Annotated in this window: 28 protein-coding genes; 19 read left to right on the forward strand and 9 right to left on the reverse strand. The window is 48.5% G+C overall.

Annotation, left to right across the window (positions count from 1 at the left end):
* Positions 1–41 precede the first annotated feature (41 nt).
* Together NC981_RS19495 and NC981_RS19500 are read right to left on the reverse strand one after the other, a co-directional pair.
* The gene (locus NC981_RS19495) at positions 42–338 is read right to left on the reverse strand and encodes a DUF2973 domain-containing protein (protein ID WP_190378215.1); all 297 of its coding nucleotides are present in this window, start codon (positions 336–338) and stop codon (positions 42–44) included.
* A 162-nt stretch (positions 339–500) separates the two neighbouring features.
* Entirely contained in the window at positions 501–818 is a 318-nt protein-coding gene (locus NC981_RS19500) for a DUF2605 domain-containing protein (RefSeq protein WP_190378214.1), read from the reverse strand.
* A gap of 178 nt (positions 819–996) precedes the next feature.
* Between NC981_RS19500 and thrS the strand changes: the two genes are divergently transcribed.
* From thrS to NC981_RS19515, 3 genes are all read left to right on the forward strand, one after another.
* Positions 997–2,811 carry a threonine--tRNA ligase gene (gene thrS, locus NC981_RS19505; RefSeq protein WP_348244461.1) on the forward strand — a complete coding sequence of 605 codons (1,815 nt, stop codon included), beginning with the start codon at positions 997–999 and terminating at the stop codon, positions 2,809–2,811.
* A gap of 280 nt (positions 2,812–3,091) precedes the next feature.
* On the forward strand, positions 3,092–3,424 hold the full coding sequence (locus NC981_RS19510; protein ID WP_348244462.1) for a DUF6883 domain-containing protein: 333 nt from the start codon (positions 3,092–3,094) through the stop codon (positions 3,422–3,424).
* An 18-nt stretch (positions 3,425–3,442) separates the two neighbouring features.
* A complete protein-coding gene (locus NC981_RS19515; protein ID WP_348244463.1) occupies positions 3,443–3,691 on the forward strand; it encodes a DUF4926 domain-containing protein in 249 nt (82 codons plus the stop codon).
* Positions 3,692–4,053: 362 nt separating this feature from the next.
* On the opposite strand, the gene NC981_RS19520 is transcribed toward NC981_RS19515, so the two are convergent.
* Positions 4,054–4,998 carry an SPFH domain-containing protein gene (locus NC981_RS19520; RefSeq protein ID WP_190378210.1) on the reverse strand — a complete coding sequence of 315 codons (945 nt, stop codon included), beginning with the start codon at positions 4,996–4,998 and terminating at the stop codon, positions 4,054–4,056.
* Positions 4,999–5,009: 11 nt separating this feature from the next.
* Positions 5,010–5,579: an NfeD family protein gene (locus tag NC981_RS19525; protein ID WP_348244464.1), complete on the reverse strand. Its 570-nt coding sequence runs from the start codon at positions 5,577–5,579 to the stop codon at positions 5,010–5,012.
* Between the two features lie 14 nt (positions 5,580–5,593).
* Between NC981_RS19525 and NC981_RS19530 the strand changes: the two genes are divergently transcribed.
* Positions 5,594–7,465: a protein phosphatase 2C domain-containing protein gene (locus tag NC981_RS19530; RefSeq protein ID WP_348244465.1), complete on the forward strand. Its 1,872-nt coding sequence runs from the start codon at positions 5,594–5,596 to the stop codon at positions 7,463–7,465.
* Between the two features lie 100 nt (positions 7,466–7,565).
* Positions 7,566–7,787, forward strand: a complete 222-nt coding sequence (locus NC981_RS19535; protein WP_190378433.1) for a ferredoxin-thioredoxin reductase variable chain — start codon at positions 7,566–7,568, stop codon at positions 7,785–7,787.
* Here NC981_RS19535 and NC981_RS19540 read toward each other — a convergent pair.
* Positions 7,784–8,008 carry a hypothetical protein gene (locus tag NC981_RS19540; RefSeq protein ID WP_190378208.1) on the reverse strand — a complete coding sequence of 75 codons (225 nt, stop codon included), beginning with the start codon at positions 8,006–8,008 and terminating at the stop codon, positions 7,784–7,786. The two genes, NC981_RS19535 and NC981_RS19540, sit on opposite strands and share 4 nt — an antisense overlap.
* Positions 8,009–8,273: 265 nt before the next feature.
* Here NC981_RS19540 and NC981_RS19545 point away from each other — a divergent pair, with 265 nt between their 5' ends.
* The 8 genes from NC981_RS19545 (at position 8,274) to NC981_RS19580 (ending at position 14,362) form a co-directional block, all read left to right on the forward strand.
* A complete protein-coding gene (locus NC981_RS19545) occupies positions 8,274–9,623 on the forward strand; it encodes an ATP-binding protein (protein WP_348244466.1) in 1,350 nt (449 codons plus the stop codon).
* Positions 9,624–9,721: 98 nt separating this feature from the next.
* Positions 9,722–10,459, forward strand: a complete 738-nt coding sequence (locus tag NC981_RS19550; RefSeq protein ID WP_348244467.1) for a DUF2993 domain-containing protein — start codon at positions 9,722–9,724, stop codon at positions 10,457–10,459.
* 29 nt (positions 10,460–10,488) lie between these two features.
* Positions 10,489–11,013: a DUF2231 domain-containing protein gene (locus NC981_RS19555; protein WP_190378205.1), complete on the forward strand. Its 525-nt coding sequence runs from the start codon at positions 10,489–10,491 to the stop codon at positions 11,011–11,013.
* 179 nt (positions 11,014–11,192) lie between these two features.
* Positions 11,193–11,498, forward strand: coding sequence for a hypothetical protein (locus NC981_RS19560; protein WP_348244503.1), 306 nt, complete (start codon positions 11,193–11,195; stop codon positions 11,496–11,498).
* A gap of 68 nt (positions 11,499–11,566) precedes the next feature.
* Positions 11,567–12,436: an SDR family oxidoreductase gene (locus NC981_RS19565; protein WP_348244468.1), complete on the forward strand. Its 870-nt coding sequence runs from the start codon at positions 11,567–11,569 to the stop codon at positions 12,434–12,436.
* 309 nt (positions 12,437–12,745) lie between these two features.
* Complete coding sequence (locus tag NC981_RS19570) at positions 12,746–13,429, forward strand: hypothetical protein (protein WP_348244469.1); 684 nt, start codon at positions 12,746–12,748, stop codon at positions 13,427–13,429.
* Positions 13,430–13,542: 113 nt separating this feature from the next.
* Positions 13,543–13,905 carry a hypothetical protein gene (locus NC981_RS19575; protein ID WP_348244470.1) on the forward strand — a complete coding sequence of 121 codons (363 nt, stop codon included), beginning with the start codon at positions 13,543–13,545 and terminating at the stop codon, positions 13,903–13,905.
* Positions 13,906–14,161: 256 nt separating this feature from the next.
* Positions 14,162–14,362 carry a hypothetical protein gene (locus tag NC981_RS19580; protein ID WP_348244471.1) on the forward strand — a complete coding sequence of 67 codons (201 nt, stop codon included), beginning with the start codon at positions 14,162–14,164 and terminating at the stop codon, positions 14,360–14,362.
* Between the two features lie 56 nt (positions 14,363–14,418).
* On the opposite strand, the gene NC981_RS19585 is transcribed toward NC981_RS19580, so the two are convergent.
* Complete coding sequence (locus tag NC981_RS19585) at positions 14,419–14,955, reverse strand: alpha/beta hydrolase (protein ID WP_190378200.1); 537 nt, start codon at positions 14,953–14,955, stop codon at positions 14,419–14,421.
* Positions 14,956–15,099: 144 nt separating this feature from the next.
* Here NC981_RS19585 and aroC point away from each other — a divergent pair, with 144 nt between their 5' ends.
* The 3 genes from aroC (at position 15,100) to NC981_RS19600 (ending at position 18,067) form a co-directional block, all read left to right on the forward strand.
* Positions 15,100–16,179 (forward strand): chorismate synthase, encoded by a 1,080-nt coding sequence (aroC, locus tag NC981_RS19590; RefSeq protein WP_190378199.1) that lies wholly within the window; start codon positions 15,100–15,102, stop codon positions 16,177–16,179.
* A gap of 105 nt (positions 16,180–16,284) precedes the next feature.
* Positions 16,285–17,565, forward strand: a complete 1,281-nt coding sequence (codB, locus tag NC981_RS19595; RefSeq protein ID WP_348244472.1) for a cytosine permease — start codon at positions 16,285–16,287, stop codon at positions 17,563–17,565.
* 136 nt (positions 17,566–17,701) lie between these two features.
* Positions 17,702–18,067 carry a hypothetical protein gene (locus NC981_RS19600; RefSeq protein WP_348244473.1) on the forward strand — a complete coding sequence of 122 codons (366 nt, stop codon included), beginning with the start codon at positions 17,702–17,704 and terminating at the stop codon, positions 18,065–18,067.
* A 28-nt stretch (positions 18,068–18,095) separates the two neighbouring features.
* Here NC981_RS19600 and NC981_RS19605 read toward each other — a convergent pair whose 3' ends face one another.
* Genes NC981_RS19605 through NC981_RS19615 form a run of 3 tightly spaced genes read right to left on the reverse strand, consistent with a single transcriptional unit; the run spans position 18,096 to position 20,512 of the window.
* Positions 18,096–18,230: a hypothetical protein gene (locus NC981_RS19605; RefSeq protein ID WP_348244474.1), complete on the reverse strand. Its 135-nt coding sequence runs from the start codon at positions 18,228–18,230 to the stop codon at positions 18,096–18,098.
* A gap of 10 nt (positions 18,231–18,240) precedes the next feature.
* Positions 18,241–19,320 carry a DUF1822 family protein gene (locus tag NC981_RS19610; RefSeq protein ID WP_348244475.1) on the reverse strand — a complete coding sequence of 360 codons (1,080 nt, stop codon included), beginning with the start codon at positions 19,318–19,320 and terminating at the stop codon, positions 18,241–18,243.
* A 28-nt stretch (positions 19,321–19,348) separates the two neighbouring features.
* Positions 19,349–20,512, reverse strand: coding sequence for a sigma-70 family RNA polymerase sigma factor (locus NC981_RS19615; protein WP_348244476.1), 1,164 nt, complete (start codon positions 20,510–20,512; stop codon positions 19,349–19,351).
* Positions 20,513–20,796: 284 nt separating this feature from the next.
* On the opposite strand from NC981_RS19615, the gene NC981_RS19620 reads away from it, so the two are divergent.
* Genes NC981_RS19620 through NC981_RS19630 form a run of 3 tightly spaced genes read left to right on the forward strand, consistent with a single transcriptional unit; the run spans position 20,797 to position 22,906 of the window.
* Positions 20,797–21,255 carry a hypothetical protein gene (locus tag NC981_RS19620; RefSeq protein ID WP_348244477.1) on the forward strand — a complete coding sequence of 153 codons (459 nt, stop codon included), beginning with the start codon at positions 20,797–20,799 and terminating at the stop codon, positions 21,253–21,255.
* Positions 21,255–21,617 carry a VOC family protein gene (locus NC981_RS19625; RefSeq protein WP_190378432.1) on the forward strand — a complete coding sequence of 121 codons (363 nt, stop codon included), beginning with the start codon at positions 21,255–21,257 and terminating at the stop codon, positions 21,615–21,617. The genes NC981_RS19620 and NC981_RS19625 overlap by 1 nt, the downstream gene beginning before the upstream one ends.
* 8 nt (positions 21,618–21,625) lie before the next feature.
* Positions 21,626–22,906: a recombinase family protein gene (locus NC981_RS19630; RefSeq protein WP_348244478.1), complete on the forward strand. Its 1,281-nt coding sequence runs from the start codon at positions 21,626–21,628 to the stop codon at positions 22,904–22,906.
* The last annotated feature ends 86 nt before the right edge of the window (positions 22,907–22,992 follow it).

The following is a 22,992-nucleotide window of genomic DNA, read 5'->3' on the forward strand; positions in this document are numbered from 1 at the left end:
TCGATGCGCCTTACTCTAAATTATGGCTTTTGTGCTTGGGGCTAGTCGTCTCCCGATGGGGCGGATTCCCCACCCGGCGAAGATTTATAAATTGCGTCCAATTGCTCACGCGCATCTTCCACGCTCATCGATCGCATCACCAACAGCGGTTCATTGATCATTCTGCCGTTTTCGTCGAGCAGTTCAGGATGGGGAACCGGGCGATTTTGCGATCGTGCAGTCGGCGCATACTGACGCTGCGACTCAATTCCCAGGGCCATCATATTCCGAATCAAATTACCAACGGCTAAGAATGCCAGTGTTGTGAACGCCAGAATGTAAAGCAGGTGCAGTATCATATGCCTCTTTCCCAAGCCAAGTGGACGACGAAATAGAGATTTACCCAAACAGAAATTAAGTCAGTCCCGTCTGGAAGTATGAAAATTGGTTTTCTAATTATCTAATAGTCTCTCAGATTTTGTTAAATCCTGGCATCCCATTTAAGAGAGAGTTTGAAGCCGCTAGGAGGATCTCTGGGATCGCAGCTTCATACTCACTTGCCAACATTCGCTCACGAGTTGATGCCAAGCGACCAAAACAGAAGTATCAACACCTGCTTGTCCGTCGGTCGCTTTGAGCAAGGCTTGAACGGCGTTAACTTCCTGCTGCGTCTGGATCACACGATCAAGCAGGTTGGCTTGCTCTTTGGGTGAGAGAAAGAAAAGGGTTTCGGTTTCGAGCAGAGTGCGCGATCGCGAAAACCAATACTGAAAATCATCCAGCAGCGGTTCTAAGACAGTTTTGAGTAAGTCTCGGTCGGGTAGATTTGAGTTAAACATCGTTAAAAACAGAAGCCTGCGTCAGAGTTTCCTTATTTTCTTTACATTTCGTAACCTTTCCTCATCTTACCCCGAAACCCTACAGATTGAGCACGCGATGATTGAACACATAATGATTGAACACACAATGACAGGGGATCGGTAAGATAGATGAGGCATTCATCCATTTACTCGTTCTATGTCAGACGCTTCTTCTCAGTCGGAAAAAATTTACTTGCCTAAAACTAGCGAATCCGAAGCCTTACAGAAGATTCGTCATACGACTTCGCACGTAATGGCGATGGCGGTGCAAAAACTTTTTCCGAAGGCGCAGGCGACGATCGGGCCTTGGATCGAAAACGGGTTTTACTACGATTTTGATAGCCCGGAGCCATTTACCGAAAAAGATCTCAAGGCGATCAAAAAAGAGATGGCGAAAATTATTCGTCGCAATTTGCCTGTGACCCGCGAGGAAGTGAGCCGCGAAGAAGCAAAAGCCAGAATTCAAACGATCAATGAGCCGTACAAACTAGAAATTCTCGACGACATCAAACAAGAGCCGATCACGATCTATCATCTGGGCGATCACTGGTGGGATCTCTGTGCAGGCCCACACGTTGACAGCACCGCCGAATTGAACCCGGATGCGATCGATCTCGAATCGGTTGCGGGGGCATACTGGCGCGGCGATGAAACCAAAGCCCAATTGCAGCGCATTTACGGTACGGCTTGGGAAACCCCAGAGCAGTTAGCCGAATACAAGCGCCGCAAAGAAGAAGCGATGAAGCGCGATCATCGCAAGTTAGGGAAGGAACTAGGGCTGTTTATCTTTTCGGATTTAGTTGGGCCTGGTTTACCGATGTGGACACCGAAAGGAACCGTGCTGCGATCGACCCTGGAAGACTTTCTCAAACAGGAGCAAACTAAGCGCGGTTATCTCCCGGTTGTTACGCCTCACATTGCTAGAGTTGACCTGTTCAAAACTTCGGGACACTGGCAGAAATACAGCGAAGATATGTTCCCGATGATGGCAGAGGATGACAAAGCCCGGACTGAGGAGCAAGGCTTTGTGATGAAGCCAATGAACTGTCCATTTCACATCCAGATTTATAAAAGTGAACTGCGATCGTACCGCGATTTGCCGATGCGCTTGGCTGAGTTTGGCACCGTCTACCGCTACGAGCAATCCGGTGAACTCGGTGGATTAACCAGAGTGCGCGGCTTTACGGTGGATGATTCTCACTTGTTCGTCACTCCTGAACAACTTGATGCAGAGTTCCTCAGTGTTGTCGATCTGATTCTCTCGGTGTTCAAGAGTCTGCAACTGAAGAACTTCAAAGCGCGTCTCAGCTTCCGCGATCCAAACTCTGATAAATACATCGGTTCAGATGAAGCGTGGGAGAAAGCTGAGGGTGCAATTCGTCGTGCGGTTGAAACGCTTGGCATGAACTACTTCGAGGGTATTGGGGAAGCGGCGTTTTATGGCCCGAAACTCGACTTTATCTTTAGTGATGCGCTCGATCGCGAATGGCAACTCGGAACCGTTCAAGTCGATTACAACTTACCAGAGCGCTTTGACCTCGAATATGTCGCAGAAGATGGAAGCCGTAAGCGTCCCGTCATGATTCACCGTGCGCCCTTTGGATCATTGGAGCGACTGATTGGAATTCTGATCGAAGAGTATGCGGGAGATTTCCCAGTGTGGCTCGCTCCAGAGCAGATTCGACTGTTGCCGGTGAGCGATGAGTTTCGATCGTTTGCAACCGAAGTGGCTCAGCAAATGAAGCAAGCAGGAATTCGGGCAGAAGTGGCTCCGGCGGGCGATCGACTCGGTAAGCTGATTCGCAATGCTGAAAAAGACAAAATTCCGGTGATGGCGGTGATTGGAGCCAAAGAGGTCGAAGCGAATGCCTTGAGTATTCGGACTCGTGCTTCGGGTGAGTTAGGTGCGCTTCCTGTCGTGGAAGTGGTCGATCGACTTAAAACCGCGAATACGGAGCATGGCAACTTTTAGCGGCACTTGATTGCGAAAAGGTGTTGAGTGGACAAGAGCGATCGCTGTAATCGATCGCTCTTGTTAATCAATCCAGACAACTCACAAGCTTCGTCGAGGCTCTAGCAGAACTAAGCCTCGATTTTAGTGAACTTGTTGTGAAACAGGATGAAGTGACGAACCCATTGTCCATTTTGCCACTGGGCTGGATAGCGACTAGACCAGAAGCAAGTGCTATATGGCAAAGGCTTAAGTGCAGCAAACACTTATGAAGTCACTTATGAAATAGTGCTGCTTTAAGATGCTCATTCCAAACTCAGAGAATGCAATTGTTGATATTCGTAAGCTACGCGACTATTGCCTCAATTTAGAGCATGACGATGGCAAGCACAAAGCGCGACTTTTTTCGTCAATTCTTGAAATGACGGCTGATGATGCTGAAGAGTTGCGTCAAATTCTGCTTGAGGTCGTCAAAGTTCAGGAAGCCCAGTTAGGAAGACAGGATGAGTTTGGGCAACGTTACACTCTAGACTTCACAATTGAATGGCAAAATAGAAGTGCAACTCTCCGCAGTGGTTGGATCATTGAGCAGGGTTCAGAGATTCCCAAATTAACGACCTGCTATCCTCTGTAATTGGTGGAGGTAACAAGCATGATAAATAATACAGTTAAGTTGCTAGATGTTGTCGCTCTGGTCGTTGACCTTCCCCAATACAATTTGTGGCGTGGGCAGGTTGGTACAGTTGTTGAGACACTAGCGGAGGGTGCTGCATTTGAAGTTGAATTCAGCGATCGCAATGGGCGTACATACGAATCTTTAGGGTTGCGTCTAGAGCAAATCATGGTTTTGCACTTCGAGCCAGTACCACCCGGTGCAAAAGCTGAAATGATAACAGCGTGAGCGGTACAACAATTCAAATGCAGCGGACAGTTAAAAGTTACTGGTGCTGACTTCGAGATTATTAGCCGCCGCTGATTTGAACCGTTAGCTTGCTGCTCAGTAGGTGATGGGCATCGTTATGCCTCTCAAAAACCTCGAATTCTTAAGCATCGTCAGGAAAATGCTCAAAATCTCAAAATGCAGAAGAACTCCTGGAAGCTGTCAACTGACAACAGAAAGCAGGATGAGTCATGCCCATCCCGCTGTAATCCGTAATATACGGCGAACCTCTCCTCTATTTAAGATTTAAGGGGATCAGTTTATCGCTGTTCTATCAGGACATCAACCTCAAACGAAGCGAGATCTCCTCTACCAGAAGGTAATTAACCCTTCCCGTTTTCGTCCACCATCGACAACATTCCTTGCAACGTCGCCGGAATGCTGCGCGGATCCATAAACATCACCTTGCTGCTGTCGCTCTTACCGACTGTCGTACCCATATCCAGATAGCTCATCGCGAGCAGCACTTTACCTGCTTCCGCCGCACGCGGATCACCATTCAGCGCTTGCGTCACAATTTGAATCGCTTCTGCGGTCGCTTGAGCTTTCAGGACGGCTTGCTGACGTTCCGCTTGGGCTTTGAGGACGATCGCTTTTTGCTCCGCCTCAGCCGCCAAAATCGCCGCTTTCTGACGCGCTTCAGCGTCTAGCACTTGAGCCTCTGCTTTACCGCGTGCCGAGTTCACCGCCGATTCTCGTTCCCCTTCAGATGTGAGAATTGCAGCCCGTTTGCGGCGTTCTGCGGACATTTGCAGTTCCATCGATTCTTGAACCGCTTTCGATGGAACAATGTCACGCAGTTCGACACGGGTCACTTTTACACCCCAAGGATCAGTTGCCGTATCGAGTTCACGCAGCAGAATCTCGTTAATCTGCGATCGTGCCGTAAACGTTTCATCGAGTTCTAGCTGTCCCATTTCAGCGCGAATTTGCGTTAGAACCAGATTCACCATTGCCGATTGTAGATTTTGCACCTTGTAATAGGCTTTCTCCATATCGACAATGCGCCAGTACACGACAGCATCCACCGTGATCGAAACGTTATCGCGAGTGATACAGCCTTGTGGCGGAATATCGAGGACTTTTTCCCGAATCGTTTCTTGAAAGGCAACGCGATCGAGTCCCGGAATCACAAAACTCAGACCCGGAGAAAGTTTGCGATCGTAGCTCCCCAATCGCTCAATCAGCACCTCGTTTCCCTGCTGAATAATTTTGACGCTTGAAATCGCTCCACCGCCAACCACAAGTGCAATAAACCAACCCCACATAAAACCTCTCCTTAAAATTCTTCTGGCATCACTATCAAAGTTGTTCCCTTGCGTCCCACGACGTAAACGCGCCGGCCTGCGGGAATCTCAATCAGCGAGCCTTCACACTTTGCCGCCCAAGAATTCCCTTCATACCGAACGCGGCCGACTTCTCCGGGGGGAATTGCCGTGAGGGTTTCGGCTTCGGTAGCATCGAGCTTAAACGAGGCGCGACGATTGACAAACCGACGAGACACCCACATCAATACGATCGACAAAATCACCCACAGTACCACTTGTGCCCCAAGCGGCAAGAGGTGAGCGACGATCCCAACCAGTAAAGCACTCAAGCCCAACACAAAGGCAATAAACGCAGTCGGCAGAACGAATTCAACCAAACAGAGTCCCGCACCGACAATCAGCCAAACCATCGTAGGAGTCATAATTTCAGACCGTTTTTCATCCCAATCCAACGTGCAGCGATCGCGTACTGGAAAGTCATGCTTTAATACAAACTTCAAACCGTGAATGCAACATTCCGGCAATCTGTTGATCATTTCGGCACAGTTGGCGGTAAGATTCGTTGCGATTCGCCCCTTCATCCTAGCCTGGCACTATGAACCTAACTGGCAAACTCTTTGATCGTCCTTCCACCCTTGCCGTGAGTCGCGCTCAGCCTCAAGGGTTTCATTACGTCTGGGCAGTGGGAACGGCTGCACAGCGCAAAAAAAATGGAACGACGATCGGCGATCGCTACGAGGTCAAGACTTCCCAAATTTGGCTAGATACGCAACCGGAAAGCGATCCGCAAGTGCCGCTCCTCGCGTCAGAATTGGCACAAAACTATCTGCTGCTGTATCCGTATCGTCTGCACATTCCCGAGGTGTATGGAGTCTGCCGCGACGGGGGCGACGAGATTTTACTGCTGGAAAATGTTCCGATTGCCGAAACTGGGGAATTGCAGCCTTCGATCGCCGAAGCGTGGTATCAAGGCAGCCCTACACGACAAATTTACTGGCTGTGGCAAATTTTGGAACTGTGGACACCGCTCCAGGAGTTGGGAGTTGCTTCTAGTTTGCTTTCTCCAGATCACATTCGGGTTGAAGGCTGGCGAATTCGGTTGAGAGAATTAGTTCTAGATGAAGCCAACACCGAGGAATCGTTCCATCAGCCGACGCTGGCAAATCTGGCAGAAAGTTGGCTGATGTTGCTCTTGGATGCCAAACCTGCGATCGCAGACTCTCTACAAGCGATTTGCGCCTTGATGCAAGCGGTAGATGCTAATTATCGCGACATTTCCAGACGGTTGAATCAGCTTCTACTCGAACAGGCTGCCCAACTGCCGCTTAGAACTCAGGTGTACGGTGCAACGGATATCGGTCGCCAACCGCATAACGAAGACACCTGTTACCCGATGACTTCTAAAACTCAGACGTTTGATGACTTGTCAGCACGGTTAACGATCGTTTGTGATGGCATTGGCGGACATGAGGGCGGAGAAGTTGCCAGTCAGTTAGCTGTACAGTCGATTCAATTGCAGGTAAAAGCGCTGCTTTCGGAAATTGCGGGACAGCCAGAACCCTTGCCACCGGATTTGATTGGGGATCAGTTGGCAGCGATCGTCCGAGTCGTAAACAATCTGATCGCCGCGCAAAATGATGCCCAGAATCGCGCAGCGCGTCGGCGCATGGGCACAACGCTCGTAATGGCGCTGCAAATCCCGCAGCGGGTCACGCTACCCGGAGGAACGATCGCGAATAACGCTCACGAACTTTATATCGTCAGTGTCGGAGATAGCCGCGCTTACTGGATTACGCCGGAATACTGTCATCAGCTCACTGTCGATGATGATGTCGCGGTGCGGGAAGTTCGGATGGGTCGATCGCTGTATCGAGAAGCGCTAAAACGTCCGGATTCCGGCGCACTGACTCAGGCAATGGGAACCCGTGCCGGACATCACCTGCATCCAAGTGTGCGGCGCTTTATTCTCGAAGAAGACGGAATGCTGCTGCTGTGTTCGGATGGCATGAGCGATAACGGCTTTGTCGAGCAGTCTTGGTCAGACTATGCAGAACTGATTTTAGTGGATAAGTTCTCGATCGAAGCTGCCGTCAAGTCCTGGCTCGATTTTGCCAATCAGCGCAACGGACACGATAACGCTTCGATCGCTCTCACTCATTGCCAAGTTTCCGCCGCTTTGCCAGAAGTCCGAGTGCCCGTTTCGATGCCGTTACCGAGCGCAGAAGCTCCGGACATTCCACCCCCGATCGTGATTCCACCGACTGAAATCGTGAAGCCGAAGCGCAAGAATCGATTTGTGCTGAAAACTTTACTGGTTTTGATGTTGGGTGGGGGTGCAGCATTAGGAACTTGGTACTACCGCGATCCGATCGGAATGCAGCAGCGCGTTAAGAGCGAAGCCGGTCGAATTCAGCCGATGCTTGAATCATTGCGTCAGCGCATCAATAACGATTTGCTCAAACGATAGAGCGATCGACACGCATTATGCAAAGATTAAAAAGTTGTCTATCCTGCGGTTAGGTCGAGTAATTGTGGTGAATCTTGCGGAGAGAGGAACACTCAAGGTGATGAAAATTGGCGATCGTGTTCGGGTGAAAGAATCAGTCGTGGTGTATCACCATCCAGAACACCGCAATCAGCCGTTTGACATTCAGGGTCAAGAAGGCGAAATTATGGCGATCGTAAAAGAATGGCAAGGTCGTCCGGTGAGTGCAAATTTTCCGTATTTAGTGAAATTTGAAGGAAAATTCCGCGCTCATCTGCAAGAGTTTGAACTTGAAGCGATCTAACTTCTGCGCCGAAACCAACCGAATACATTGACATCGCCGCGCATTTTTTCAAGTTCGCGGCGATGTTGTTCTGATGCCGCAGCATACCATTCACAGTAGCGATCGTGCGCTTCACGCGACTGCACCTCTTGATAAAACTGATGCGTCGAGCGGTAAATCTCGAATAATTCTGGCTCGATGTGGACAGAGGGAAAAAACCATCGATGATTGTGAGTCGGCATGAGTCAAATCGGCGGACAGATTCTGACAATCTAGCGCATTTTACTAAACATTCCGTGATCAGTCCTCACGATAGAGTCAAGAATCTATAGGATTTGTAATGATGCAATCTAGGAGTGGCAGCCAAATCCGCCTAACGCAAACTTAAAATTTCGTAAGCTTGAGTGGCTATTACACCCCACCTATGATCAATTCAGACGGATTGCTTCTGATTTTTAGACAGCGAATTTAGATAAATCTTTTTTAGAAGACTTCGATCGTAGAGTTATGAATGAATCAAAAAATATCCGCGATCGGCAAAAACTAATACAACAATTAGAAACCGTCGATCAACAATTTAACCAACTTTACCAAGCAGCTGATAAAACACCTTCGGCTACATCAGATGCCTCATTTCCAGAGTATCTTTCTGCCCTATCAGAAGCTTTAGAAGAGCTAAAAGTCATCGAAGAAGAGATCTGTGAACAAAATCAACAACTTTCTGAGACAAGACAAGCCTTAGAAGCTGAGCAGCGGCGTTATGAAGAGCTATTTGATTTTGCTCCAGACGGATATTTGATTACCGACAAGCACGGCAAAATTCAGGAAGCAAATCGCGTTGCATGTGAGCTATTACAGATCGAGAAAAAGTATATTGTCGGGAAAGTTTTAATTAATTTTATTGCAGAAGAACATCGCAATGTTTTTCAATCCCTTTTGCTGCAACTGCAATCGATCGATCGAGTACGCGAGTGGGAGATTTCATTTGTCGCCCGTAATGGCGCGCGATTTGAAGCCGCATTAACGATCGTAGCCGTCAAGACAGAAAGTGGAGAAACGGTCGCGCTTCGCTGGTTATTGCGTGATATCACAAATCGTAAGCAAATTGAAGAGCAATTAAGAAAAATCCAATTACAAAATTTAGAGCTGATCGAATCCGATCGATTGAAAGAGCAATTCATCGCAACCATGTCTCATGAATTGCGAACCCCTTTAACTGCGATTCTTGGATTTTCTGACCTGCTACTACGGCAATTTCATCGCCAAATTCCGCCGCATCAAATGAAGTTGATCGAGCGGATTTTTGAAAATGGACGACATTTACTCAGTTTAATTGAAGATATTTTAGATTTTTCTAATCTGCGCACAAAGCAAATTGAACTTCAGCTAGCAGCCTTTGACTTGAATGAGTTAGTGACACAAACCGTTCAAGAAATGCACTCGCTAGCGGCACAAAAAAACTTATCCATTCATACCCATCTTGCTCCAAACAATCCCATTTTGATTAACGATCGTGCCCGCGTCAAACAAATTCTTGTGAACCTCATCTCAAATGCAATTAAATTCACGGATTCTGGATCGGTTTGCGTTCAAGTTCAGTCTGGAAAATACGACAGGATTCAGATTGTGGTTCAAGATACTGGCATGGGTATTGACGACTCTGAGTTCGCAACCATTTTTCAGGAATTTCGGCAAATCAATCAAACTTCAACGCGGCAGCATGGCGGCACAGGGTTAGGACTTGCCATTACCAAAGCGCTGACCGAGTTAATGGGGGGCGAAGTCTCAGTCCAGAGCAAACTTGGACTCGGTTCTACATTTACGATCGAACTGCCATCCCGCGTCTCCCGCCCCTAGAGAGAGCGAGATTACAACTTTACTCTGTCAGTGTGTAGATTTAGAAGCTTTTTGAATTGTCTAAAGTAAGGCTGATTAGACTGGCTTAGGAGCAAATCATGCCCGATTTAGATGATCAAGCGATTAGTAAAGTTGCAGAAGTAGGAATAAAAAGTCAGCTTGATGAAGTTAAAAACTTAAACGTTGAAATTGATATTGATCCCCTTAAAGTCATCACTGGCACACTCAATTCCGTCGCGATCGCAGGCGAAGGAATGGTGATGAAGCAAGACCTCCGCATCGAGAGCATGGAGTTTAACACTGGGTCAGTTGCGGTTAATCCACTCAGCCTTGCCTTTGGAAAAATTGAGCTAACGCATCCCACCGAAGCAGAGGCGATCGTCACCTTAACAGAAGCCGATATTAACCGGGCATTTCGATCTGATTTTGTTCGTAGCAAGATGCAGGATTTGAATTTAGAAGTGCAAGTTGACAGTGAAACGGCAATCGTTGATACGGAAAAGATCAACTTTGGGCTACCCGGAGACGGCAAAGTTCGCCTGAGTACAGAAGTAGTTTTACAAAACTCACAAGAACGAAAAACAGTTGCTTTTACTGCTGTTCCAAAAATTAGCTCAGACGGGCAGCGAGTGGTACTCGAAAATGTCGAGTATTTAGACCATCAAGAATTACCCCCTGCCTTTACCGAAGCGATGCTAGATGAAGCGAAAGAACTACTTGACCTAAAAAACTTCGAGGTCGGAGACATGTCGCTCCAGATCAAACGATTGGCTGCATTGAAAGGAAAATTAATCCTTCAGTCAGAAGCCATCGTCCATCAGTTTCCGTCATCTTAGAAGCTAGATTACTCTAACAGGAGAACACCATGTCTAGAACCACTCCAAATATTCCGCTATTGATTGAATCGGATGAGGCAGAATTGCGCGATAGTGGCGTTCCCAGTACCGTTCATGTCGCCAAGCACCCGCTGCACCCGCTGATTGTCACCTTTCCGATCGCGCTGTTAACCAGTACGCTGCTCACCGATGGCGCTTACTGGCTGACCAGTGATGCTTTCTGGGCGCGTGCTTCTTTCTGGCTCCTGATTGGTGGCTTAATCTCAGGTTTGGTTGCTGCGGCAACAGGCATGAGTGATTTTCTGCGAATTCAACGAGTGCGCGAACACAGTGCAGGCTGGGCGCACATGGTTGGCAATATTGCAGCACTGGCATTATCGGCAGCAAACTTGTGGCTTCGTTGGGGCAATCAAACGGGCGCAATTTTGCCGACTGGAATCATTATTTCAGTGCTTGTTGCAGCCACTTTAGGCATTACCGGATGGTATGGCGCTGAGTTAATTTATCGACACAAAGTTGCAGTCATTGGAGTTGGACCAAAAGGAAGACCCTAATCAATTCAGCCGATTTATGCGAATGGACTTCACGCTTTTGGACGATTAGTTAACTCATACATTTGAAGGAGGTAGTTACTGCCTCTTTTTTTTATTTTTATATCAGATAGAGTTCAATTTTTTACTTTATGAATAACGACTCAAAACCTGCTGACAATAGTGGTGAAATTAATCAACCGATGACTCCTCAAGAGGTTGATCCTAAACAGAAATTAGCGCATTTAAAAGAGCTTGAAAAAGGTGGTTTGACGGCAAATCCTGGCGATCGCATCGATGAATCGATGTCGATCGAAGAAAAAGCACAACAAGTTGCAGTCGATGCCCCTGACATTACAGGCGACCATATTACCGTTCCGACCTACTTCGTGGTTGACACGCCCGAAGGTGAAAAGAAAGCGCTGCACCACGTCAAAGATGCTGAGGAAATCTCTGACATGATTCGTATGGCTCGTCTGGACGAGAACGGCAATCAGGTTTGGCGGTAGTTTTTCACATTGGGTGATCCTCTCAGGATTGCCCAAGCCGCCAATGTGCAACATTACAGGAGGATCCAATGGTACAAGCCTCAGAGAAGCAACCAACACAGCCCGCTCAACAGCAAGACCAGCAACCGGGGCGCGAGTCCCAAATGAATCCACTGCCTCGGAGCCAGGACTCTAAATACAAAGGCAGCGATAAGTTACTTGATAAAGTTGCATTAATTACAGGTGGCGATAGTGGAATTGGTCGCGCTGTTGCGATCTTCTTTGCTAAAGAAGGCGCGGACGTCGCAATTTCATATCTGAACGAACATGAAGATGCCAAGGAAACTGTTCGCCTAGTTGAACAAGAGGGTCGTCGCTGTATTGCGCTTCCGGGCGACATTGGTGAAGAAGCGGTTTGTCAACAAGCGGTACAAAAGACGCTCGAGGAATTCGGTCATCTTGATATTTTGGTGAATAATGCGGCGGAGCAACATCCGCAAGAGACGATCGAAGATATTACCGCAGAGCAGTTAGAGCGCACCTTCCGCACCAATATTTTCAGCATGTTTTTCATGACAAAGGCAGCCCTGCCGCACCTGAAAGCGGGAAGCGCAATCATCAACACAACTTCTGTAACGGCATATCAGGGGAGTCCCTCGCTGCTTGATTACTCTTCGACTAAGGGCGCGATCGTGGCGTTTACGCGATCGTTATCTCAATCGCTGGTTGAGAAAGAAATTCGAGTGAACGGGGTTGCGCCAGGCCCAATTTGGACACCCTTGATTCCGTCTACCTTCCCACCGGAAAAGGTCGAATCGTTCGGTCAGCAAGTACCGATGCAACGAGCGGGACAACCAGAAGAAGTGGCACCCAGCTACGTATTTTTGGCATCGGATGATTCGAGTTACATGTCGGGTCAAATTCTGCATCCAAACGGCGGCAACGTTGTCAACGGATAACGCAACGCTAAATTAATGCTAGGAAAAAAGTAATTGGTAATAAGTTGTCTGCTTGTTGCTGATTACTTTTTTCATAGCTATATCTCTAGAAATCTAGATAATGTTTCAGAAGGTGTCTCTTAAGTATTAATTGTACCGAATTGAAACTATTGCTACAGCTTTAATCAAAAGCATTTCATAAATTAATTATTAACTGACCCTTTTGTTTAAACCTTTTAACTAACATCAATTTTTTACTGTTTGCATCGAAGAGTAGCTTCTATGGTGCGATCGCAGTATCCTTAGAAAAATAATAACTTTTGTTAAGAAATGAACTGGAGAATTCTACTTGAGCCGGAATGGTTCAGCTTCACCTCACCCTTACTGAGAAGAAAGCGATCGGCGTTTGAAATCGAAGATTTACCAGGGCTGTGGCGAGTTCACTGGCAATTAGGCGAAAAAACCGTTTTGTCCACGTTTTACACCCGCATCGACCAAGCCTGTCTCTTATGGGGAATAATCTCGACTTTGATTTTCTCGATCGCTCAGTTTTGGATGGTGGATTGGCAACTGCAAGCAGTGCTGTGGACAGGGTTGACGATCGTAGGCACGATCGCAATGCTCAGGCTTTCCCGGCACTGGCGCACGATTAAACCGCTCAACGATGTCATCAACGCTTGGGTGTTTCTGATGGTGCTTGGAGTGGTGCTGACCGATTTAGGAGTTTTTTTGGGCTGGGGCTATATTCTGCTGAATCTATGCCCACTCTGGCTTGTGATCGATGGCGTGGGCTATCTTTACACCGGCGTAAAAATGCAGTCGCGTGCTTTCGCTTTTATTGGCTTATTAAATCTGGCAGGGCTGACTGTCTTGCCGATCGTGAGCGAGTGGCAGTTTCTCGCGACGGGATTAATTACGGGCATCAGTACGCTGCTGCTGGCAGAACTTCAGTGGGATTCTGGCGATGTCTGCGCCCACTTAAAGAGCCTCCAATCGCAGGAGTCAGATTTTTGAATGTTTCTTAAGGAGTATTTTCTATTTCCAGGCTGTCGCATAAGATACAGAATATATTTAAGTTGCTCATCCGGTTTAGAGCAAGTCAGTTAGATAAAATTCTGAGTTTTCTTATGCGCCACTCCCGTTTTGCTCAATCTTATCAATATTCTGCTCCGAGCATCGAAGTCACCGAAGCAGAAATGCAGGATCGCCGCGCTCCCAAAGGCTGGACTTGTCAGACGATCGCTGAGATGAATATTCCTCGTGCAGACTGGTCGGAAGCACCGCGACCCCGCAGTACAGTACAACCCCTGCAAGCTCCGACGAAATTCCGGCGGTTGAGTCTTGTGCGGCGATCGCCCTCGGTAAGCGATGCTCACCGCATCACGATTCAGCGCAACGTGACCCGTCGAATGCAGGCGGCAAAAGAGCGCGGCGATGAGAAGCTATTACGCGCTCTAGAGGCAGAATTGCGAGAGATGGTCTCTGCATAAGCGCGATTCAAGGTTTGTAGGTGAAGGTTAGCAGGTGGCGTGACTCAAAGGTTGCGCCACCTTTCTTGTTCCTTTTCTTGTACGTTTCTTTGAGCCAGTGAAACTACGATCAGTATTAATCAGTATTAAAATGTTTTCCGTAACACAGACACTACAAATAACTAAGCTATGCTGAAGTACAAGGCAGACTTTGTTAGACTATTGCTTCTGCTCTCAGCCTGAACGGTCTGCTTGCTCTCTCACACCAAGGTATCTCATGGCAAATTCTCCCTTTTCGGCAAATCCGACCGACCCAGCTCACCTCAGTGATTCTCAAATGTGGGAAAGTCTGAAGCTTGCGATCTCAGAAAGTTCGGGGTTCCAGCGGTGGCAGCTCGATCGCAGCCTCCAGGAGATCGATTTAGATGCGCTGGTACATCAATATTTGCGCGAAACGCTTGAGACCTTAGCGTATTAACAGGCTTTTATCTCGGTTAAAGCAGTCGATCCGGTTGTAGATCGACTGCTTTGTTTTTAGCGCAGAATCCGTTCTAGCGGACGTAAGCGATCGGCGAACTCGTTCAACTGTCGATATGTTCCTTCAATCCGATCACCATCGAGAACCACGTCTTCCGTTGGATAGTTTTGCAGAATTTCAATAATTGAAATCGCTCCGTCTCCGCTAGCAGACAGCACTAAAGCAGCCCGTAGCGCTTGGCGTTCAGCTCCACCTTTTGAGGTCTGAATTCCCTGCCCCAATTGATCGAGAACCCCATTTCCAATCGGGCTATTGAGAACGCGATCGAGCAAAACTAGGTTGACCTTGATTGGTCGAGTCAAGGTTTGTTGAACCGCTTGAGGATTCTGACGCGAGAGCCGAAGATAAGTTTTCAAATCCCTGGAAGCCTCGCCGGTTCTAGCAAACTGAGCCAGTTCTTCAACCGAAACTGACTCGCGCAGAATTTTGTATTTGAGCACAACTCGCTTTGCCGCGATCGCTGGAGAACTCGCGACCAAAAGCGCAATCCCGATTCCTAGACATGATGCAATTGATTTTTTTAAGTAAGACATCACAAATAACGCATTAGACTCTTTCTATTACAGACGACCCTAAAGCCTCAAAGATGCACAACCCCAAAGAATCTATCTTGCGATAGGCTGTTTTCCGGTACGATCGAAACCTTAAGCAATTAATGGATCAACCAATAGATCAACATGGGCAGTACGTTTGGACATTTATTTCGCATTAGCACCTTTGGGGAATCACACGGCGGCGGTGTCGGTGTCGTAATCGATGGATGCCCACCGTTGATCGAGCTATCTGCAGAAGAAATTCAAGTCGAACTCGATCGCCGTCGCCCCGGTCAAAGCAAAATTACGACTCCGCGAAATGAAGCCGATCAGTGTGAAATTCTCTCAGGCATCGTAGATGGCAAAACGCTGGGCACGCCGATCGCGATTCTGGTACGCAACAAAGACCAGCGATCGCAAGACTATAGCGATATGGCAGTGAAGTATCGTCCCTCTCATGCCGACGCAACTTACGATGCGAAGTATGGCATTCGAGCGGTGGCAGGTGGCGGACGATCGTCGGCGCGAGAAACGATCGGACGAGTCGCAGCAGGCGCGATCGCTAAGAAAGTGCTTCAGCAATCCGGCATTGAAATTGTCGGGTACGTTAAGCGGATTAAAGATCTCGAAGCTGCGATCGATCCGAACTTGGTCACACTAGAGCAAGTTGAAAGCAACATTGTGCGCTGTCCAGATCAAGACTGTGCAGAACGAATGATTGATCTGATTCAGCAAGTCGGGGGGCAGGGAGATTCGATCGGCGGCGTGGTCGAGTGCGTCGCGCGTAGCGTTCCGATGGGATTGGGTGAGCCTGTGTTTGACAAGCTAGAGGCAGACTTAGCAAAAGCAGTGATGTCTCTGCCCGCGACGAAGGGATTTGAGATTGGTTCGGGATTTGCCGGAACGCTGATGACCGGAAGCGAACACAATGACGAGTTCTACACCGATGAAGCAGGCAAAATTCGCACCGTGACGAATCGATCGGGCGGAGTACAAGGCGGAATCTCAAACGGAGAAAATATCGTCATTCGTGTAGCATTCAAACCGACCGCAACCATCCGCAAGGAACAGAAGACCGTGACCAATACCGGGGAAGCCGTAACGTTAGCAGCGAAAGGTAGACACGACCCCTGTGTGTTGCCGCGTGCGGTTCCGATGGTTGAAGCGATGGTTGCCCTCGTGCTATGCGATCACTTTTTAAGACAGCGCGGGCAGTGTGGTTAGCGGAAAGCCTGCTTTCTACCGCAACGTTTTGCGGTAACGTCTAATACCCTAAGATTTGCCTAAGTATTGCAGAATATCGGGAATCTTTACTAGGCGAATTCTCGTATGAGTCTTATTGGTGAATCACAAGTCCCTGATCGCTCACAGGCGAATCAGGACTATCCCTTGTCTGCCGTGCCCCTGTCCGATCGTAAACCGATCTGGTCGTTGGCTCCTTTATTAATGGGGTTTGCGCTGACTTCGACGACGCTGCTTGCAGGGGGCAAACTCGGATCATCGCTACGCTTTGCGGATATGCTCTGGGTGATGGTCATCGGGAATGTGGCATTAGGGTCATACTGTGCTGCACTCGCCTATATCGCGGCAAAAAGCGGGTTGAGTACCGTGCTGATGGCGCGATTTAGCTTCGGGGCGATCGGGTCGCGCTGGGTCGATTTTATTTTGGGTTTTACCCAAATCGGTTGGTATGCGGTGACGAATGCGTTTATTGCAGATGCGTTGCTAAAGTTGCTGAATCTGCCAGAATCGCTAGAGTGGTTTGCGATCGCGTTTTTCACCTATGCGTTCTGTGTGACGGCTTATCTGGGGTATACGGCAATGGACTGGTTAAGCCGATTAGCCGTCCCCGCCATGCTCGTTCTGATTGCCTTAAGTCTGTCGATCGGGTTTCGAGACGCAGGCAATCTGTTTGCTTTAGTTCCAACTCAGTCAATTGGCTTTACAGAAGCGATCGCCGTTGTGATTGCAACCTTTATCTCTGGTGGAACTCAGGCAACAAACTGGAGCCGCTACGCAGATTCAACCAAGAATGCAGTCTGGAGTACCTTGTCTGCGTTTATGTTGATCAATGGCTTGCTCATCTTCGCGGGTGCATTCTGTACCTTGGTGTACGGTACCAATGATTTGATCGAAGCGATGGCAAAACAAGGATTGCTGCTGGGTGGATTAATTCTACTGATCCTGAACGTCTGGACAACTCAGGACAACACAATCTATGCGTTTTCGATCGCCGGCAGTAACTTTTTCCGTACTTCAAAGCGAACCGCTTTTGTGTTGGGGGGGTCAACCTTCGCATTGATTCTTGCGCTAGGTGGAATCTACGGACAGATGATTCCGTTTCTGCTCTTTCTAGGAACGGTGATTCCTCCAGTGGGAGGCATTATCATGGCGGATTATTGGTTTTCCCGTAAGGGAAGTTTCCCATCGCTCGAATCACCGCTCCCTGCGTTTAATTGGGCAGGTGTGATTGCTTATGGGGTCGCGGCTGCGATTGCCCAGTTCTCTAGTGCAACAGGGTTTGGGATTGCGCCAATTAACGGAGTGGTTTCAGCAGCAGTGCTGTATGTGATTTTGAGTCGGGTTTTGCCGAGTTCACTTCGAGCTTAGAGTGAGACGGACGATCGTTAAGAGCGATCGTCCTTGCAGCAGGTTCGCTAAAACTCGCCATAATAAAAGCAGCCAGCGAAGCACGATCGGGCTAAATTCGCTGTATTCTCAAGAAGCGTTTTAGGGATGAACCATTGTGGCTGCGAAAGGAGAACCAGTTTCTAAAGGCTTTGCCGTTGGGCTTCAGATTTGGCTATTGTTCCTGATTAGCTTTTACGGGCTTGGCTACCCTGCATTATTTAGCATCTTATTAGGCGCGCTTGGGGGGCTGGCAAGCGGGTTTATTGTCGATTGGTGGTTGACAAAAGACGAGAACATCGAACCCCGCAAGCGCCGATCAGATGAAGGTGTCGAGCAACAGACGCGATCGCGCAAACGCCAGCGTCCCAATTCTGCTTTAAATCATCGCAAACGCCGTCGAGAGCGCGAACCTGTGACGCTGAAAACGGTGGCGAATTTTTTCCAGCGTCCGCAACCCGCAAATCGTGATGAGGACAGTTAGAACAGCCGAGAACCGAGAACCGACTAATCTATTCTTCTAGGTTAGGTAGTATTCTCAGGTTCGTGGGCTGTGATTTGCTGAAAACGGTATCGCCTCGCGCACGATCGAGTATCCAGGTCGTTTGTAGGGCTTGAGCGTCAGCCTCACCTCGCTGAGAATGCATGGCAGCCGTGCTAAAACTGGAGAATTTCTCGATCGTACTGCGCTGCGATTGGTTCGGTTTCCCAGACAATCCCTTCTCCGGGTTCTAAGGCAACGTCGATCGACAAGGATTCTACTGCTGTTGGTGCGATCGCCTCATTGCCTTCAAAGGGCTGTAAATCCTCGGTTAACAAGCGCAGCTTAAATCCGCCCGGAATCATTCCGCCCGGTAGCGTATTGCTCAGCTCAAGCCGCCACGACTCGTCAGGCTGTGGCATCACGCGCAATTCATAGGATTGTCCGGCAATTTCTAGCAAGCGAGATAGAGCCAGTGTGGGAGTCTCAAGCTCTGTGCTGCGGGCGGCGGCGTAGCTTGGCTGAAGCTCGACCCGCTCCCATCCGAAAAGATTCGTTATTCCGGTTTGCAGCCATTCTAGAATCGAGGGCTGAATTGCTAGACCCTGACGAGATTGATGCAACCGTTGTCGCCAACCACCATGCTCCATTAATGCACCCCACAATGGGAACGGAATCGCTAGGCGCGGCATGAGAATATCGGGATTACTCACGCGATCGATCAAATTATTCGCATGCTCGATCGACATCGCAGGTAATGGCGCGACTTCGGCTCGAAGAACCGGGGCGCATAGCTCGGAAGTGAGCCAGAGAATTTCGGGATTGCTGAGTTGATCGGCGGTGAGGCTGTAGGTGCGATCGCTCCCCTCGAATCTGCCCTGAGTTTTGATCGTGTGATGGGTGGCGTAGCCCCAAATGCTGACTCGTCCTTCGTCGGGTTCAACCTGTGCCGCGAGGTAATAGTCGCCTGCCCAAACGGGTAAATCGATCCACTCTTGGGGAATGCGGAGTTCGTCGTGGTCGATCGCTTCAGTTGGAATCACGACGAATCGAAAGCCGTTAACGGTGAAAGCCGTTCCGGTGACGAATGCCCAGATGCTTTGGCGGGCGCTGGTGTTGAGTGAGAGCCGCACATTTGATGATTCTGCCTCAAACCAAGGAAGCAGCGCTGTGAGAGAAAGCTGATTGAGATAAGCAGTCCAGTTGGGCTGCTGGAGTTGGACGGGATCGGTGTCGAGAAAAAGATCGAAGGACATACATTTTAGGGATTGTTAGGGATTGCGCTTAGGGAGTGTAGTGGGATTGCAGCCAGTCTTCGAGAACTGCGCTCATGGTTTGAAGTAGGGCAGGGGTGATGGAAATATGCAGCGTGGTTTGGCTCCAAGCGGCAAGGGATTTTAGTAGGAGTTCTTTGGCTTTGGTAAGCCGACGAGAAATCGTGTATTGCTTGATATTGAGGCGGGTTGCCATTTGCTGCTGGGTGCAGCGTTCTGCGTAGTAGAGGTGCAAGATCGATCGCAGTTCTGCATCAAGTTCAGCGATCGCAATTTCGAGGACTTGGTTAATTTGCGATCGTTGGTCTTGCCGTTCTTCTAGTTCTTCTTCAGCGATTAGATCAGAGATCAAAGATTCTCGCGGACTTTCGGGCACATCGTCTAGCAATTCACCGGAATCGTATCCGGGTTTGGGCGTGTTGATGGAAACGACCGAGGGGTTGAGATAGTTTCGGGCTGAGTTTGCACAAGCGATAAGCCATTTCTCGATCGCCGGAGATGAGGCTTCCGGGAGAGATTCGCGCTCTTTGTTGTACAGATGAGCGATCGCGCTCCAGGTTCGCTCATCTGGGCGCGGGAGTTTGCGCGTAGAAGCGTTTTGGGGTGGAGTGTAGAGTGTTTTGAAACAGTTCCACGCGAGGATGTAGGATGCGATCACTCCTGATGATAATCCTGCATTCTCAAGTGACTCGATTAAGCGTTTTTGACTGACTTTTCTCAGTAATGCCCAGTTTGTACAAATATCAATTTCTTGACGTTGGCGCAGCGTGTCTCGGATTGTGCTTGAGAAAATCGCGCTGGCATAGTTTTGCAGATTAAATCCGTGTTGTGGATTAAAGTTCTGTAAGATTTTCTCAACTTTGGCGATCGCAACTTGAAAGCAGTCCGGTAGCGTGTATTGCACCGCCGCAAAGCTCAGCAACATTTTGTGCGCTGACCAGTAGCAGGTTTCTTGTAGATATGCGGTGAGATGATCGATCGACACGCGATCGCAGGATTCTCGCCAGAATTTGTACCAATACAATGCCCAAAACTCTGACGATCCGGAGGCTGTCTCCATCCGTTTTTGCATACTGCGTCGCAACCGAGCATCGATCGCCCAAGTGGTAGCTCGATCGCCTTCAAACTGCAAAAAAGTGGAAAACGTTTCTAAAGTTTCGTGACGCGATCGCATAAGCCTGCATAACTCGCTGAAGTAATTCCTACTGAACTGATGTGAGAGCGATCGCTGCGTTTGTGGATTCGGGTTAGCCCCCTAAATTCCCCATTCTGGGGGACTTTGAAGATTAGAAGGTTTCTTCAAGTCGGGGGAATTCCTCTTCTCTTAGTCCCTCACTCGTGGGGGATTTAGGGGGCAAAAAGCCGACCCAATCGCAGCGAAAATCCACGATTACTAGATCTTTTAACTCAGATCGATCGCCTTAATCCGCTTCATTCAATTTCTAAAAGGATTTCGTTATGAAACGTAAACTAATGGTTCTACTGATGACGACTGCGGCGCTGATTCCCGCTGCTGTTAAAGCACAGGAATATGGCATTCCTCAGAATTTATTAATTGAACAATTCAGCCAATCCTCAACCGACAGCCAAATTGTGATTCGGGTGAGAAAAGCGGGAGACCATTCTAACCTTTGTGGCTCGGAGATTCGCCGCGCTAGAGCCTTACCCGGAGATGGCTTTGATTTTCCGCGTCCGGGAGGAACGAGCAACCGCGATGATTTTCCGCAGCCGGGTCGCTCAAATTATTTTCAGTTGCCGACAGGCACAAGAAATCCTGACATTATTGGCTGTGTCGATCGCGCTCGCAATATTCTATTTGTCAACATTTTTAAGACAGCAGAGCAACCGTCTGCTAAATCGGAACCCGCGCCCTATAATCCGTATAATAATCCCCCTCACTTCAACCGAGCGCAATGATTCAATTGACGCAATTTCTACACGCTGCGATCGTTGTTTCTGACTTAGAGAAATCCGAGCATTTCTATGGCACGGTGTTGGGGTTGCAAAAGGTTGAGCGCGTCTTGAAGTTTCCGGGGGCTTGGTACGAAATTGGATCGTTTCAGATCCATCTGATTGCTGATTCGAGCCGGGCGACGGAAGTTTTAAATGCTGAAAAGTGGGGAAGAAATCGGCACTTAGCATTCTCGGTGGCAAATTTGGAAGCCGCGAAACAGCAGTTAATTGCCCATCATTGCGAATTTCAAATGAGCGCATCGGGTCGGGCTGCATTGTTTGTCAAAGATCCTGATCACAATATTGTTGAACTGGGAGAAGCATAATCTCTAACATGAAAGTGATTGCCTATCTCTACAGCGATCCTCTACTGGAAGAAACGCCAAATACAACGCTGTGGGAACAGAAGATTGATCAGATCTATCAGGATTTTGCGGGTGAGACGGTCGATCGCGCTCAATTCAATCAACTGCTTCGGGATTGTGAAACTGAAACGGTGCAATTACTCATTCGACGACTTGAAGATCTGGGAAGTTCGATTGCAGAGATTCGCGATCGTTTAACTCAACTCGAATCTCTTAACGTTGAAGTGATTTCTGTTGAATCAGACGAGTTATCAGCGGCGACATTACAACAATTACAGGAGCTACAGCACAATCAGAAAAGCCGAAGAATCCGCCAAGGTCATGCCCGTAACCGCATCAAAAGCCTTGCGCCACCGGGAAAAGCCCCTTACGGATATCGGCGCAGTCGCAACCGATATATTCTCGATCGCGCCACTGCTCCTGTGGTTAAAGAATTCTTTGATCATTTCTTGCTGTATGGTTCTTTACGGGGTGCAGTTCGATTTTTAGAAAAGAAATACGCCAAAAAAATTTCCGTCTCCACGGGGCAGCGCTGGCTCACCAATCCGGTGTATCGAGGCGATTTAGAATACCAAACCGGTGAAACGATTCCCGATACGCATCCCGCAATTTTGTCGCGCGACGAAGCCGCCCAAATCGATCGCTTACTCCGACGCAACCGCCGATTGCCTGCTCGAACTGCCAGCGCTCCTCGATCGCTGGCGGGGCTTGTCACCTGTGGCGATTGTCAATCTGGCATGACCGTAACGCGAGTGACATCGCACAAAAAAGGCAAAAAAGAATATTTATATCTACGCCCGATGCAATGTCCTAAACAATGTAAAGGAATTGCCTACGAAGAAATTTTGCAATGCACGATCGATCAGATTTGTGAAGACTTACCCCGCGCAGTTTCAGAAATGGGGACTCCAGATATTGATGCAATCAAATCGAACATTCAAGGCGCGATCGGGCAAAAGCAAGCCATCTTAAATCAGATCCCATCATTGACTGAAACCGGAATTCTAGATGCGGAAACCGCAGACCTGCGATCGTACAAACTTCGGAGCGAGATTGCGGAACTACAAAATAAAGTGTCTCAGCTACCGCCCGTGAATTTGAAGGCGATCGCGCAAACGGTTTCGATTCCGCAATTTTGGCTGGATCTATCCGAGGCAGAACGCCGATTTTACTTTCGCGAATTTATTCGTCAAATCGAATTGATCCGCACTGAAACCGGATGGAAATTGAAGTTGAATTTCATTTTTTGAGCCGCTTTTCAATCTGTAACGCCAGTGTGATCAACTGAAAAAACCGCCTCTAAGATACAAGCATCGCTTGTGTTTATATCTTGTTT

It is taken from the genome of Leptolyngbya sp. DQ-M1, assembly GCF_039962505.1.
Lineage (GTDB): Bacteria > Cyanobacteriota > Cyanobacteriia > Leptolyngbyales > Leptolyngbyaceae > Leptolyngbya.

Excerpts from the sequence above, each read along its gene's own strand:
- NC981_RS19575 (WP_348244470.1), top strand. The coding sequence starts at position 13,543 with ATGCGCCACTCCCGTTTTGCTCAATCTTATCAATATTCTGCTCCGAGC.
- NC981_RS19620 (WP_348244477.1), top strand. The coding sequence starts at position 20,797 with ATGAAACGTAAACTAATGGTTCTACTGATGACGACTGCGGCGCTGATT.
- NC981_RS19610 (WP_348244475.1), bottom strand. The coding sequence starts at position 19,320 with ATGTCCTTCGATCTTTTTCTCGACACCGATCCCGTCCAACTCCAGCAG.
- NC981_RS19605 (WP_348244474.1), bottom strand. The coding sequence starts at position 18,230 with ATGCATTCTCAGCGAGGTGAGGCTGACGCTCAAGCCCTACAAACGACC.
- NC981_RS19525 (WP_348244464.1), bottom strand. The coding sequence starts at position 5,579 with ATGAAGGGGCGAATCGCAACGAATCTTACCGCCAACTGTGCCGAAATG.
- NC981_RS19500 (WP_190378214.1), bottom strand. The coding sequence starts at position 818 with ATGTTTAACTCAAATCTACCCGACCGAGACTTACTCAAAACTGTCTTA.
- NC981_RS19555 (WP_190378205.1), top strand. The coding sequence starts at position 10,489 with ATGTCTAGAACCACTCCAAATATTCCGCTATTGATTGAATCGGATGAG.
- NC981_RS19585 (WP_190378200.1), bottom strand. The coding sequence starts at position 14,955 with ATGTCTTACTTAAAAAAATCAATTGCATCATGTCTAGGAATCGGGATT.
- NC981_RS19530 (WP_348244465.1), top strand. The coding sequence starts at position 5,594 with ATGAACCTAACTGGCAAACTCTTTGATCGTCCTTCCACCCTTGCCGTG.
- NC981_RS19515 (WP_348244463.1), top strand. The coding sequence starts at position 3,443 with ATGATAAATAATACAGTTAAGTTGCTAGATGTTGTCGCTCTGGTCGTT.
- NC981_RS19560 (WP_348244503.1), top strand. The coding sequence starts at position 11,193 with ATGACTCCTCAAGAGGTTGATCCTAAACAGAAATTAGCGCATTTAAAA.
- thrS (WP_348244461.1), top strand. The coding sequence starts at position 997 with ATGTCAGACGCTTCTTCTCAGTCGGAAAAAATTTACTTGCCTAAAACT.
- NC981_RS19545 (WP_348244466.1), top strand. The coding sequence starts at position 8,274 with ATGAATGAATCAAAAAATATCCGCGATCGGCAAAAACTAATACAACAA.
- NC981_RS19535 (WP_190378433.1), top strand. The coding sequence starts at position 7,566 with ATGAAAATTGGCGATCGTGTTCGGGTGAAAGAATCAGTCGTGGTGTAT.
- NC981_RS19570 (WP_348244469.1), top strand. The coding sequence starts at position 12,746 with ATGAACTGGAGAATTCTACTTGAGCCGGAATGGTTCAGCTTCACCTCA.
- aroC (WP_190378199.1), top strand. The coding sequence starts at position 15,100 with ATGGGCAGTACGTTTGGACATTTATTTCGCATTAGCACCTTTGGGGAA.
- NC981_RS19630 (WP_348244478.1), top strand. The coding sequence starts at position 21,626 with ATGAAAGTGATTGCCTATCTCTACAGCGATCCTCTACTGGAAGAAACG.
- NC981_RS19495 (WP_190378215.1), bottom strand. The coding sequence starts at position 338 with ATGATACTGCACCTGCTTTACATTCTGGCGTTCACAACACTGGCATTC.
- NC981_RS19580 (WP_348244471.1), top strand. The coding sequence starts at position 14,162 with ATGGCAAATTCTCCCTTTTCGGCAAATCCGACCGACCCAGCTCACCTC.
- NC981_RS19565 (WP_348244468.1), top strand. The coding sequence starts at position 11,567 with ATGGTACAAGCCTCAGAGAAGCAACCAACACAGCCCGCTCAACAGCAA.
- NC981_RS19510 (WP_348244462.1), top strand. The coding sequence starts at position 3,092 with ATGCTCATTCCAAACTCAGAGAATGCAATTGTTGATATTCGTAAGCTA.
- NC981_RS19615 (WP_348244476.1), bottom strand. The coding sequence starts at position 20,512 with ATGCGATCGCGTCACGAAACTTTAGAAACGTTTTCCACTTTTTTGCAG.
- codB (WP_348244472.1), top strand. The coding sequence starts at position 16,285 with ATGAGTCTTATTGGTGAATCACAAGTCCCTGATCGCTCACAGGCGAAT.
- NC981_RS19540 (WP_190378208.1), bottom strand. The coding sequence starts at position 8,008 with ATGCCGACTCACAATCATCGATGGTTTTTTCCCTCTGTCCACATCGAG.
- NC981_RS19520 (WP_190378210.1), bottom strand. The coding sequence starts at position 4,998 with ATGTGGGGTTGGTTTATTGCACTTGTGGTTGGCGGTGGAGCGATTTCA.
- NC981_RS19550 (WP_348244467.1), top strand. The coding sequence starts at position 9,722 with ATGCCCGATTTAGATGATCAAGCGATTAGTAAAGTTGCAGAAGTAGGA.